Here is a 14169-nt window from a genome sequence, read left to right as displayed (position 1 = left end):
TCTATGACTGAGAAAACAAAAGGTCCACAAGTTCAGTCTACTGTGAAAGATGAAAGTCTCATTGCCATTCGTCGTGAACAAATGATTCAAGGTGCAATAAAGTTGTTTAAAGAAAAAGGCTTCCATCGTGCAACGACGAGAGAAATTGCTAAAGCTGCAGGATTCAGCATTGGTACACTCTATGAATATATTCGAACGAAGGAAGATGTCCTCTATCTTGTTTGCGATAGTATCTATAAGCAGTCGATGGAAAGTTTAGCGAGCTTTGAAATAAAGGAAGGCACGGTTGAGGAGTTAAAGGCGGCCATTCGTGAGTACTTTTTACAAGTAGATGGCATGCTGGATGAATTGACAATCATGTACCAAGAGACAAAATCCTTAGCAAAAGAAGCACAAATCTATGTATTTAGTAAGGAATTTGAGATTGTTGCTGTATTAGAGCGTTTACTTAAACGTTGTGTGGAGTCAGGGGAAATTTCGATGACCGATAAGCAGATTCATATGGCAGCAAATAATTTAGTTGTGCAAGGACAAAGTTGGGCGTTCCGTAAATGGGCGCTTCATCGTCATCATACGCTCGAAGAGTATATTGAAATGCAAACAACATTGTTCATTTCGGGCATTAAGGGGTTTTAACGTAAGTATTGCTAAGAGATATGCCGGTAATTGCATAGTGCTACATTGCAATTACCGGCTTTTTATTCATAATAAGTTAATTTTTTTGATTTATCATCATAAGTTGGGATGACACTTGGTTGATGAGCATAACAATTTTAGAATGCTCGTTGATTGAAGTGGAAGCTGGCGACTCCTGGGGGACCAGCGTGAGGGCACTGAAAAATTGTTTTTTAATAAATTCTCTAATGAAAATATGACCTAGGGATTTTGCGCTCTGGCGTTCCCTTTCCGCAGGCACAGCGTAAGCCGCAACCCTCGCTACGCGCGGTTTGTTGCGTCTTACGTCTCGTGCTGTTCCTGCAGATGTTTTTTGTGCGAAAGCGAAGCGACAGCAACAGGAGTCTAACGCCGCCGCGCAAAATCCTTGCATAGTAGAAGAATGACTATGCAAAAAAATATTATAAAATAATTCTAGTTTAGAGTATTTCAGTGCCCTAGCGATGCGACGAGGAGGCTCAAGTCAAGGTTCGCCATTAGGAAGCTCTTGCTTTGCGCGGAAAGCGAAGTGTCATCCTGGAGTGGAATGTGCTGTCCCGTACAGATTTTGGTGCAGAGTCTTTTATTTAGGTTCTTCACCATAATGCGTGGGTGACATTTTAAATGCAGCGTTTGTTGATTGGAGTGGAGCCAGCGTGACTCCTTGGGGATTAGCGTCACAGGTAAGACCCTGGAGCGAGCGTAGCGAGTGAAGCGGCTTACCGGACGCCCCCAGGAAAGCACGCTGGCGGAACGGAAATCAACTGGTATGAGCCTTTATTTATAGTAAGTTAATATTGGGGGAGAAAGTGGGGATTTCATATGACAAAGGTAGAAGTACATCGTCCGACAAATCATGTTCGTTTTGTTACAGCATCAAGCCTTTTTGATGGGCATGATGCATCGGTGAATATTATGCGACGTATTTTGCAATCGAGCGGAGTGGAGGTTATCCATTTAGGTCATAACCGTTCAGTTGAGGAAGTCGTAAATGCTGCAATTCAAGAGGATGCACAAGGTATTGCGATATCTTCCTATCAAGGCGGGCATATGGAATACTTTAAATATATGTATGATTTATTGCGTGAAAAAGGAGCACCACATATTAAAATTTATGGCGGTGGTGGCGGGGTTATTTTACCTCGTGAAATTAAAGAACTACATGCATACGGCATTGCAGGTTTATTTTCGCCTGAAGATGGGCGTGTACTAGGTTTACAAGGGATGATCAATGAACAAATTAAAGGTACAGATTTCCCTACTGCAACAGGTGGCTATGAGGAGAAGCTAGACGTTTTAACGACAGAAACCCCTGAGCTGTTAGCAAATTTAATTACTGCAGCCGAATCAAATAATGATGAAGAAACGATAGCGATGTTAGCAGAAGCACGCAAACGTTCGAAAGGCACACCGATTCTTGGTATTACAGGAACAGGTGGAGCCGGGAAATCTTCGTTAACAGATGAGTTGATTCGTCGTTTTTTAAAAGAATTTCCGGATAAACGTGTGGCAATACTATCTGTTGACCCGACAAAGCAAAAAACAGGTGGGGCATTACTAGGTGATCGTATTCGTATGAATGCAATTTTTAATAATCGCGTATATATGCGTAGCTTAGCAACACGTGGCTCACGTACAGAGTTATCGGCTTCGATTGGCGATGTATTAGATGTTGTGCGTGTCGCTGGCTATGATTTAATCATCGTGGAAACGAGTGGGATTGGTCAGGGTGATGCGGAAATTACAAAGTACACAGATCTTTCTATGTATGTCATGACGAGTGAATTCGGTGCACCGACACAGCTAGAAAAAATCGATATGATTGATTTTGCTGATTTAATTGCCATCAATAAATTTGAACGCAAAGGCTCAGAAGATGCACTTCGCCAAGTGCAAAAACAATTGCAGCGTTCACGTGAGTTATGGGAAACACCAATTGATAGTATGCCTGTTTATGGCACTATTGCCAGCCAATTTAATGATAAAGGGACAAATGCTTTATTTGCGGCGTTAGTTGCTACGATTAATGAGAAAACAGGTAGCAGTTGGGAAACGAGTTATGAACAATTTGCTAAAACACAAAAGCAGGATGTCATTATTCCAAATGATCGTCGCTACTATTTACGTGAAATTACGGATACGGTGCGTGGCTACCATAAAAAATCAGAACAGCAAGTAGGATTTGCACGTCGTTTATTCCAATTAGAGGGTGCAATTGCAGCTGTAAATGAGAAAGCGGCAGATGATGCACTTGTCGCATCTCTTACTTCTTTAGCAGAGGGTGTCCGAGATGAATTAACCGCAGAATCGAAGCGTATATTGGATAATTGGCAAAAATTAAAAGAAGCGTATGCTGGCGATGAGTTTGTCACAAAAGTTCGTGATAAAGAAATTCGTACGATTTTAACGACAACAAGTCTTTCGGGTACGAAAATCCCTAAAGTCATCTTGCCGAAGTTCGTTGACTATGGTGAAATTTTACGCTGGGTATATCGCGAAAATGTACCGGGCGAATTCCCATATACAGCTGGTGTATTCCAGTTTAAGCGTGAAGGTGAAGATCCTAAGAGGCAATTTGCTGGCGAAGGGACACCTGAACGTACGAATAAACGCTTCCATTATTTATCGAAAGACGATGATGCAAAGCGTTTATCTACCGCATTCGATTCGGTGACTTTATATGGTGAAGATCCAGATTATCGTCCAGATATTTTCGGGAAGATTGGAGAATCCGGGGTATCAGTTTGTACACTAGATGATATGAAGAAGCTATATGCAGGCTTTGACCTTTGTGCACCGTCCACGTCTGTTTCGATGACTATTAATGGACCAGCGCCAATAATTTTAGCAATGTTCATGAATACCGCAATCGATCAGCAAGTGAAATTGCGTGAAGAAGAGCTTGGTCGTACGTTGACAATAGAAGAATTCACTGATGTGAGGACACGTACATTACAAGTGGTGCGTGGAACAGTACAAGCCGATATTTTAAAAGAAGACCAAGGACAAAATACATGTATTTTCTCGACGGAATTTGCGCTGCGTATGATGGGTGATATTCAACAATACTTTATCGACCAAAAAGTACGTAATTATTATTCAGTATCGATTTCAGGCTATCATATCGCAGAAGCGGGTGCGAACCCGATTTCGCAGCTAGCATTTACGCTGGCAAATGGCTTTACGTATGTTGAGTACTATTTGAGTCGAGGGATGAATATCGATGATTTTGCACCAAACTTATCATTCTTCTTCTCCAATGGACTAGACCCAGAGTATACAGTAATCGGTCGAGTTGCTCGACGGATTTGGGCAGTCGTGATGCGTGATAAATACGGTGCGAATGACCGTGCTCAAAAATTAAAATATCATGTTCAAACATCTGGTCGTAGTTTACACGCCCAAGAAATTGACTTTAATGATATTCGTACGACGTTGCAGGCATTGATGGCACTACAGGATAACTGTAATTCGTTGCACACTAATGCTTATGACGAAGCGATTACTACTCCAACGGAAGAATCAGTTCGCCGTGCAATGGCAATTCAAATGATTATTACGAAAGAACATGGTTTGGCGAAAAATGAGAACCCGTTACAAGGTGCCTTTATTGTAGAAGAATTAACAGACTTGATAGAAGAAGCGGTACTAGAGGAATTCGACCGTATCAATGATCGTGGTGGTGTTCTTGGTGCGATGGAGACTCAATACCAACGCGGCAAAATTCAAGAGGAATCCATGCATTATGAAATGTTAAAGCATTCAGGTGAGTTACCGATTATTGGTGTTAATACTTATTTAAATCCAAACCCACCAACAGCTGATGCGATTGATAATATGGAAATCGCGCGTGCATCTACAGAAGAAAAGGAAACGCAAATTCGTAATTTACAAAGCTTCTGGCAACAGCATGATGTAGAATTGGAAGCGGCACTTGATCGCTTGCAAAAGGTAGCTGTGAACAATGGCAATATTTTTGAAGAGTTAATGGATACGGTAAAAGTAGCAAGTTTGGGACAAATTACGAAAGCTTTATATGAAGTTGGCGGTCAATTCCGACGAAATATGTAAATATAAATTCGTATACTATTTCTATATATTACAATTAAAACTAGTTGGTGTATAATGTTTCTATAATTTATCAGTGTCTAGTCATTAGATTAGGCACTGCTTTTTCATTTTCGCTATAATAGAACTGTTGAACAAAGGGGGCGTAGTAGAGGATGAAATCCATTATTCACTACATTATCATTTTAGCTTTAGTATTGGGGGCTATTTTCCTGTATAATAAGCAAGTTGGCGCAATTCCTTTGCTATTATTGTCGATATATTTATTTTACTTAGGTATTAAAATAATGATTGATATAAAAAACAGTAATTGAAGCTAGCAAAGAGGTTAAAACTTTGTATATAATGGGTATTATGCTTATGGTATAGAAGGTTACTTTTGCGCGGCTTTTTTTTATAAAGTGCGCTTTTTATATAATTTTCTAATTATGCACCAATTAATTTAAAACATCTTAAATGTGATGAGAGAAAGGACGTGCACGAATTGAATTTTCGTGAAATGACAAAAGAACAATTAGCTGAAGAGTCGTTAATTAATTTAACGCATGCAATTTTAGAAGAAAAACGCACTTCGATTCCATTAAATGATTTATTAACAATACTTAAGGAACTTACAGGTTTAAAAGACGCTGAAATTAAAAAGCGTTTACTACAATTCTATACTGACCTGAATGTGGATGGCCGCTTTTTATACAACCAAGAAAATGGATGGGGCCTACGTGAATGGTTTAAAGTAGAACAAATTGAAGAAGAAACAGCTCCTTCTGTAAAAACGCACAAGAAAAAAGCAAAAGCAGTCGTTGAAGACGATGATGATGATCTTGATATAGAAGAAGATGATATCGACTTCGATGAAGACTACGAAGAATTCGTAGAAGAAGACCTTGATGTAGAAAAAGTAGACATCGATTTTGATGATGACGAAGAAATTGAAGAGATCGAAGTAATCGAAGAAATCGAAGAGATTGATGAAGACTTTATCGAAGAAGAAGAATTTGACGTAGAAGATGAGTTAGAGGAAGATATTTAATTTTCCGAATGCAGCTTAAATTTTCTCTTTTTACGCTTGAAGTAAAAAATCTTGACTTCTTTCGTAGTTCCGTTTAATCTTTTACTTGGGCTCCTTAAAAGAGGAGATTGACCGTGTATTTAATACGCTCCCCCTGCAAACCTATGCAGGAGGAGCGTTTTTTATTTTTTAAAAAAGGAAAGTATAAAAGAGATAGAAACTTTTACAGCTTCGAATTGCATGCATCATTTGCATACATTCTCGGCTTTTCTTATTTTTAAAAGCTATTTTAGATTTATAAGGAGGATTTTTTTATGACTAAGTATATTTTCGTAACAGGTGGGGTTGTATCTTCACTTGGAAAAGGTATTGTTGCAGCATCTCTAGGACGTTTACTTAAAAACCGCGGATTAGAAGTAACAATCCAAAAATTTGACCCATATATCAATATTGACCCAGGTACAATGAGTCCTTATCAACATGGTGAGGTGTTCGTTACAGATGACGGCGCTGAGGCTGACTTAGACTTAGGTCACTACGAGCGTTTCATCGACATTAACTTAGGAAAACACTCAACAGTGACTTCTGGTCGTGTATACCAAACAGTTCTACAAAAAGAACGTCGTGGTGATTATAACGGGGGAACTGTACAAGTAATTCCTCATATCACAAACGAGATTAAAGAGCGTATTCAACGTGCGGGTCGTGAAACAAATGCAGACGTTGTTATTACAGAGGTAGGCGGAACTGTAGGGGATATCGAATCACTACCATTCCTTGAAGCGATTCGCCAAATGAAAACAAATCTTGGTCATAACAATGTTATGTACGTACACTGTACGTTAATTCCATACATTAAAGCAGCTGGTGAGTTAAAAACAAAACCAACACAACATTCTGTAAAAGAATTACGTGCTTTAGGTATTCAGCCAAACATCATTGTGGTGCGTACTGAACAAGAAGTACCACAAGAAATGAAAGAAAAATTAGCGTTATTCTGTGACGTGCAACCACATGAAATTATCGAATCTCGTGACGCAGAGCACTTATATGAAGTACCACTTAACTTACACGCACAAGATTTTGACGATATCGTACTAGATCACTTCGGCATTGAAGCACCAGAGGCTGATATGGAAGAATGGCGTGACCTTGTAAATAAAGTGAAAAACTTACCAAACAAACGTAGAATCGCATTAGTTGGTAAATACGTAGAGCTGCAAGATGCTTATATTTCTGTTGTAGAAGCATTAAAACATGCTGGTTACGCATTTAACTCTGATATCGACATTGATTGGATCAATGCAGAGCATGTAGATGCTGATAATGTTGCTTCATTGCTTAAAGATTCAGATGCAATTTTAGTGCCAGGTGGTTTCGGCGACCGTGGTGTTGAAGGTAAAATTCTTGCGACGCAATATGCACGTGAAAATGACGTACCATTCTTAGGTATTTGCCTTGGTATGCAGCTTGCAACAGTAGAATTTGCACGTAATGTATTAGGTTTAGAAGGCGCACACTCAACAGAGCTAGATGCTGAAACACAATATCCAATTATTGATTTCTTACCAGATCAAAATGAAAGTGTAGACCTTGGCGGTACATTACGACTTGGTTTATATCCATGTAAATTACAAGAAGGTTCAAAAGCGAGCAAAGCTTATGGCAAAGAGCTTGTTTATGAGCGTCATCGTCACCGTTACGAATTCAACAATGAATACCGTGAAGCGATGGAAGCGGCAGGTCTTGTATTCTCAGGTACAAGCCCAGACGGTAAACTAGTGGAAATTATCGAGCTACCAGAGAAAAACTTCTTCGTTGCTTGTCAATTCCACCCAGAGTTAGTGTCACGTCCAAACCGTCCACAACCATTATTCCGTGATTTCATTGGTGCAACATTTAAATAAAATAAGACAAAATAAAAGCTCACTTTCCCTTAGACAAGGGAAGTGAGCTTTATTTTGTTGATAAAGTATCTGGTCCATAGAATTTGCGTGAATAAATCGTTCTTAAAATGGTCTCTACACAAAAAAACAAACTTGAAAGTTCCTTAACTACAGTAACGTAAGGTTGATTTCCGTTCCGGCTAGGCGCTTTCCGGGGGGCGTCCGATGAGCCGCTTCACTCGCAAGCTCGCTCCAGGGTCTCATCTAGGACGCTAATCCCCCTGGAGTCGCCTAGTCTCCACTCCAATCAACTAGCAATCTAAAAATTAATATGCACTTTCATCAAATACTATTCTTCACTTTGGATGATGAATACAAATGATATAAGTAATACCATCAGATCAACGCAAGGTGCCCGCCTGCACAGTAGTCCATCTTCTTTTTATTCAAAATTAGATTGTCGCATCTCTTTTTACTATCTTGATAAGAAAATATCAAGTTGATTTGAGTGGAGGCGGCGACTCCTAGGGGATCAGCGAGCAGCTTGAGACCCTGCAGGAGCACCGCGACGAAGCGGCTCAAGGCTCACCTTCAGGAACACGTCCGCCTGGAACGGAAATCAACGGGTCTTTTGAAAAAAAGCTCACTTTCCCATCGACATAGGAAAGTGAGCTTATTACATGATGGAGCGTTAAAATTGTTTATAGTTCTTCGTCATCAAGAGACAACATTTCATCGAAAGCCATTTTTATTGCCTCATAAATAAATAGAGCAGCTATAGTATGTGGTACGACAATTCGCTCGCCTAGATCATTTGGGAGCAAACCACCGCGAATGCGTGTTGAAATATATGTGTATGCTAACTCAGCTAATGGATTTTCAGTAGTAGGGACTTCACTAGCAACAGCCGCAAATGGAATGAAATCGTCATTTAATTTTTGAGCAAGGGCAAGAGCGTCCTCGTCAAATGCGCTTCGTGTAAAAATACATACACGGTCCGCTTCTTCCAATATAGTATCGTTTGACCACGGTAACAATTTTGTAAAACGTTCTACAGCATTTAGCGCGTTAACTTCAACTGCCTGCATTTCACCAAAACATGCAAAATAGATATTACCTGCACCAATGCCTGCTTGCGCCAATAAACGTGCAGTTTCTTCGATTGCTTCTTCTTCATTTTGTGTTATTCTTTGTAACAAACCACTCAATTGAGTTGTGAGTATTTTCGACATATTTCCACCTCAATCAATATTATATATTTGCGAAAAATATAAATCAAAAACAAAAAATATAATAGTGGGAGGTATTAAGAAATAAAAAGAGAATTATACATATAAAGGAAAAATTTCGGGATGATTATTACTCTAATAATATTTTACTGAGGAGATGAATAGAAGGTGAAACGTTTACTAATTGTTGATGATCAGCAGGGAATTCGTTTGCTTTTAAATGAGGTGTTAAAAAAAGAGGGATATGCTACATATCTTGCAGCAAACGGAATAGAAGCATTGAGTTTTGCGGAGGAACATGAGTTAGATTGCGTTTTATTAGACATGAAAATACCAGGTATGAATGGTGTTGAGATTTTAAAATGTTTGAAAGAAAAATGGCCAGGACTTCCTGTATTTATGATGACTGCATACGGAGAGCTTGATATTGTACAAGAGGCGCTAAATTTAGGCGCAATTCGTTACTTTACTAAACCTTTTGATATTTTTGAAGTACGTGATGAAGTGAATAAAATTTTAAAAGCTTAAACTTGCTATCAGACATAAGTACACATGTTTCTAAATGGTGATAGAGTATGGTTTAAATATCAATATTAACCATCCATATATTTGATAATGTTCCCATAAACAGAGAAAATATTGAACGGGATGTTACATTTTCCGTACATAAAATAGAGTAAGCTGAAAATACTTTTCAGAGTACTCTATTTTTGCTATGATTAGAAAGCAAATTTATGTTTACAAAATAGTCCTAAAAGGAGGATTTTTATCATGGCATTAGTATCTATGAAAGACATGTTAAATAAGGCAAAAGCAGAAGGTTATGCAGTAGGTCAGTTCAACATCAATAACCTTGAATTTACACAAGCAATTTTACTTGCTGCACAGGAAGAAAACTCTCCAGTTATCTTAGGTGTATCTGAAGGCGCTGGAAAATACATGGGTGGCTTTATCTCAGTAGTACACATGGTAAAAGGATTAATCGAAAGCTATAACATTACAGTACCTGTAGCTATTCACCTTGATCATGGTTCAAGTTTTGATAAATGTAAAGAGGCGATTGATGCAGGCTTCACATCTGTAATGATTGACGCTTCACATCACTCATTTGAAGAAAACGTGAAAATCACTTCTGAAGTTGTTGAATATGCACATGCTAAAGGTGTTTCTGTAGAAGCAGAGCTTGGTACAGTAGGTGGCGAAGAAGATGGCGTTATCGGCGGTATTATGTATGCAGATCCTGCAGAATGTAAACAACTTGTAGAAGCGACAAACATTGATTGCTTAGCACCAGCATTAGGTTCAGTTCATGGACCATACAAAGGTGAGCCAAACTTAGGTTTCAAAGAAATGGAAGAGATTTCAAACTTAGCGGACCTACCATTAGTATTACATGGTGGTACAGGTATCCCAACAAAAGATATCCAACGTTCTATTTCTCTAGGAACAGCAAAAATCAACGTAAATACTGAAAACCAAATTGCTGCAACAAAAGCGGTTCGTGAAGTATTAGCAAATGATGCAAACGTATATGACCCACGAAAATATTTAATCCCTGCACGTGATGCGATTAAAGCAACAGTAATTGGCAAAATGCGCGAATTCGGTAGCTCACAAAAAGCATAACTTTTGTTTTACCATGCGTTACATGTTAAAAGCAATTTAGATAAATATTGTGTACAATAAGAGAAGTGTTGATGCTTGTAATCGACCTTCTCTTGTTTTTTAAGAGAACCGAAAAATAACAGTTAATTGATAAAGTAGGCTTAAAAAGTCGAGGAGGAAATATAATGAAATTTTTTATTGATACAGCAAATTATGAGGAAATTAAAGAAGCCCATGCATGGGGGATTTTATCGGGAGTTACAACAAACCCATCTTTAGTAGCAAAAGAGGAAAATGTATCATTCCACGATCGCCTACGTGAAATTGCCGAGCTAGTTGATGGTTCTATCAGTGGCGAAGTGATTGCACTTGATGCAGAAGGTATGATTAAAGAAGGACTAGAGCTAGCTGCAATCGCGCCAAATATTACAGTGAAATTACCAATGACTCCAGCAGGTTTAACTGCTTGTAAATTCTTTTCAGAAAAAGGCATTAAAACAAACGTAACATTAATTTTTAGTGCAAATCAAGCGTTAATGGCTGCTCGTGCAGGTGCTACATACGTATCTCCATTTATCGGCCGTTTAGATGATATTGGTCAAAATGGTGTTGAACTTATTGAAACAATTGCTGACATATTTACAATCCATAATATTGAGACGCAAATTATTGCAGCTTCAGTTCGTCATCCTCAACATGTAACAGCAGCAGCACTTGCTGGGGCACATATTTCTACAACTCCTTTCAAGGTGTTAAAGCAACTTTTCCATCATCCATTAACTGATAAAGGAATCGAAGGATTTTTAGCGGATTGGAATAAGAGAAAAAGCGAATAATAAGAATATACAGTTTAACAAATAATGAAAAGTACATTCGCTTCGTTAACAGCTAACAGATTACCGTGACGCGGTTGACGTAGCGTGAGTGGTTAGAAAATGATGAAAAATATTTTACTTTCCAATTACAAGGGAGAACGCGAAATGGATGTTTATAAAATTACTGGCGAAAATCGTCTTAAAGGTACAATTAAAGTAAGTGGTGCAAAAAATAGTGCAGTCGCCTTAATTCCTGCATCGATTTTGGCGAGCTCTCCAGTGACAATTGGAGGAATACCGGAAATTTCTGATGCTTGGACGTTAAAGGCATTGTTGGAGGAAATCGGCGGTGAAGTATCGTTTAAAGACGGGAAAATGGAAATTGACCCGTCGAATATGATTGCACTACCGTTACCTAATGGGAATGTGAAAAAGTTACGTGCTTCGTATTATTTAATGGGTGCAATGCTTGGGCGTTTTAAAAAGGCAGTTATTGGTTTGCCAGGAGGTTGTTTCTTGGGCCCTCGTCCAATCGACCAGCATATTAAAGGTTTTGAAGCACTGGGAGCTAAGATAACAAACGAGCATGGGGCAATCTATTTAAGAGCGGATGAACTAATCGGAGCGAAAATTTATTTAGACGTGGCAAGTGTCGGTGCGACGATTAATATTATGCTCGCGGCTGTACGTGCAAAAGGGCGAACAGTAATTGAAAATGCTGCGAAAGAACCTGAAATTATTGATGTTGCTACACTGTTAACAAACATGGGTGCAAATATTAAAGGTGCAGGTACGAGCGTGATTCGTATCGAGGGTGTTGATGAGTTGCATGGCACAGAGCATACAATTATTCCTGATCGTATTGAAGCAGCTACGTTTATGATTATGGCAGCAGCTGTCGGTGATGGTATTACAATTGACAATGTTATTCCACTTCACTTAGAGGCAATAACGGCAAAGCTTCGTGAAATGGGTGTGAAAATTGAAATTGGCGAAGAAAGTATTTTTATTCCGAAGACTGATTTATCGACATTGCAATCTGTTGATGTAAAGACGTTAGTGTATCCAGGATTTCCAACGGATATTCAGCAGCCACTTTCTGTCTTAATGACACAAGCACTTGGCTCTTCGAAAGTAACAGATACGATTTACTCAGCGCGTTTTAAACATATCGATGAACTTCGTCGTATGAATGCCAACGCCCGTGTTGAGGGTAACACGGCAATTATTACAGGACCAAATCAATTACAAGGTTCTAGCGTGACTGCAACTGACCTTCGTGCAGGTGCTGCATTAGTACTTGCAGGACTTTTAGCAGAAGGTGTAACAGAAATCCACGATATTTATCACATTGAACGTGGGTATAGCTCACTTATTGAAAAATTACGTGACTTAGGCGCTGATATTCGACGTGAAACAATAATGGTCGGTGTTGGCGAGCATAAGGAATAAAGAGTGGGTAAACGTTTGGAAATAGTTGTGTTACAATAGAGGTAATTTTAATTTTATTCAGCTGAAGTCTCCATCCCTTCAATTGTAGGGATGAATACAGGTTTTAGCTTTTTTCAGTAAGCACCTAAACCCGGCTGAATAAGATTAAAGCCTTTGGTGGCGATCGTAGTTTCTTTAGTGCATATGCATTATTCGAAAATTTTGACGCCGAATATGCCTAGGCGAATTTGATAAGTTTCGGTAATAGTGCCGATAACGGGAGGCAAAACAACAATGGAACGCAGTTTATCTATGGAAGTAGTACGTGTAACAGAGGCAGCAGCAATCGCATCCGCAAAATGGATGGGTCGTGGTCTGAAAATTGAGGCAGATGATGCAGCAACAACAGCAATGCGCGTTATGTTCGATACAATTCCAATGCACGCTACAGTAGTAATTGGTGAAGGCGAAATGGATGAAGCTCCGATGCTTTATATTGGAGAAGAGCTTGGTCTTCGTAATGGTGGTCCAAGCGTAGATATCGCGGTCGATCCTTTAGAAGGTACAAATATTGTCGCAAAAGGCACGAACGGCGCAATGACAGTCCTTGCGATTGCAGACAAAGGCAATCTTCTGAATGCACCAGATATGTATATGGAGAAAATTGCAGTAGGACCAGAAGCAGCTGGTAAAGTCGATATTAATGCATCTGTTACTTATAACTTATTACAAGTAGCAAAAGCAAAAAATAAAGACGTTTCAGACGTAGTTGCTACGCTATTAGATCGTCCGCGTCACCAAGCGATTGTAGATGAAATTCGTGAAGCTGGCGCTCGTATTAAGTTTATTCAGGATGGCGATGTTGGTGCTGCCATTAATACAGCATTTGATGAAACAGGTATTGATATTATGTTCGGTATGGGCGGTGCGCCAGAGGGCGTTATTTCTGCTGTTGCCCTAAAGTGCCTAGGTGGAGATTTCCAAGCGAAGCTAGTGCCCGAAGATGAAGAACAATTAGAACGTTGTAAAAAAATGGGTATAGATGTAGATAAAGTACTTTATCTAGATGATCTTGTTAAAGGTGATGATGCAATTTTTGCTGCAACAGCAGTGACAGATTGCGAGCTTTTAAAAGGTGTTCAATATAAAGGTACTTATGCATTAACTCATTCAGTTGTTATGCGTGCAAAATCAGGTACTGTACGTTTCGTCGAAGGTCGTCACGCACTAGAAAAAAAACCTAGCTATTGAAAATAACTTCAACATAATAGTGTTAAAGCCTCCAACGGATGTCATAGATTTTAAAAGAAGTGATGGAGGATGCTAGTCTAAATACGTCGCGTCCCTGTGACAAACACTAACTAACCTTTATCACTTAGTCCAAGCGCAATTTGAAATCTGGGCGTAATAGCGCCGAGGAGTAATTAATCCTAAAAAAGTACCTAGTACATATTATGTGTACTAGGTACCTT

The 14169-nt window shown here is 39.1% G+C and carries 10 protein-coding genes; 9 read left to right on the top strand and 1 reads right to left on the bottom strand.

What is annotated here, in order from left to right:
- Positions 1-3: 3 nt before the first annotated feature.
- From ACIQ2D_RS07155 to ACIQ2D_RS07140, 4 genes are all read left to right on the top strand, one after another.
- A complete protein-coding gene (locus ACIQ2D_RS07155; RefSeq protein ID WP_402861558.1) occupies positions 4-636 on the top strand; it encodes a TetR/AcrR family transcriptional regulator in 633 nt (210 codons plus the stop codon).
- 840 nt (positions 637-1476) lie between these two features.
- Complete coding sequence (icmF, locus tag ACIQ2D_RS07150) at positions 1477-4725, top strand: fused isobutyryl-CoA mutase/GTPase IcmF (RefSeq protein ID WP_402861555.1); 3249 nt, start codon at positions 1477-1479, stop codon at positions 4723-4725.
- A gap of 481 nt (positions 4726-5206) precedes the next feature.
- Complete coding sequence (rpoE, locus tag ACIQ2D_RS07145; RefSeq protein ID WP_402861552.1) at positions 5207-5752, top strand: DNA-directed RNA polymerase subunit delta; 546 nt, start codon at positions 5207-5209, stop codon at positions 5750-5752.
- 293 nt (positions 5753-6045) lie between these two features.
- Positions 6046-7638: a CTP synthase gene (locus ACIQ2D_RS07140; protein WP_402861549.1), complete on the top strand. Its 1593-nt coding sequence runs from the start codon at positions 6046-6048 to the stop codon at positions 7636-7638.
- A 680-nt stretch (positions 7639-8318) separates the two neighbouring features.
- Here ACIQ2D_RS07140 and ACIQ2D_RS07135 read toward each other — a convergent pair.
- On the bottom strand, positions 8319-8849 hold the full coding sequence (locus ACIQ2D_RS07135) for a DUF2529 family protein (protein WP_402861546.1): 531 nt from the start codon (positions 8847-8849) through the stop codon (positions 8319-8321).
- Positions 8850-9014: 165 nt separating this feature from the next.
- Here ACIQ2D_RS07135 and ACIQ2D_RS07130 point away from each other — a divergent pair, with 165 nt between their 5' ends.
- From ACIQ2D_RS07130 to glpX, 5 genes are all read left to right on the top strand, one after another.
- On the top strand, positions 9015-9374 hold the full coding sequence (locus ACIQ2D_RS07130) for a response regulator (protein ID WP_402861543.1): 360 nt from the start codon (positions 9015-9017) through the stop codon (positions 9372-9374).
- 243 nt (positions 9375-9617) lie between these two features.
- A complete protein-coding gene (locus ACIQ2D_RS07125; RefSeq protein ID WP_402861540.1) occupies positions 9618-10472 on the top strand; it encodes a class II fructose-bisphosphate aldolase in 855 nt (284 codons plus the stop codon).
- Positions 10473-10636: 164 nt separating this feature from the next.
- On the top strand, positions 10637-11287 hold the full coding sequence (gene fsa, locus ACIQ2D_RS07120) for a fructose-6-phosphate aldolase (protein WP_402861537.1): 651 nt from the start codon (positions 10637-10639) through the stop codon (positions 11285-11287).
- Between the two features lie 144 nt (positions 11288-11431).
- Positions 11432-12718 carry a UDP-N-acetylglucosamine 1-carboxyvinyltransferase gene (locus ACIQ2D_RS07115; protein ID WP_402861534.1) on the top strand — a complete coding sequence of 429 codons (1287 nt, stop codon included), beginning with the start codon at positions 11432-11434 and terminating at the stop codon, positions 12716-12718.
- A gap of 273 nt (positions 12719-12991) precedes the next feature.
- The gene (gene glpX / locus ACIQ2D_RS07110) at positions 12992-13948 is read left to right on the top strand and encodes a class II fructose-bisphosphatase (RefSeq protein ID WP_402861531.1); all 957 of its coding nucleotides are present in this window, start codon (positions 12992-12994) and stop codon (positions 13946-13948) included.
- The last annotated feature ends 221 nt before the right edge of the window (positions 13949-14169 follow it).

Origin of the sequence: Lysinibacillus sp. NPDC097287 (assembly GCF_044761695.1) — a bacterium.
Lineage (GTDB): Bacteria > Bacillota > Bacilli > Bacillales_A > Planococcaceae > Lysinibacillus.
This window is presented reverse-complemented; position numbering and strand designations above follow the sequence as displayed.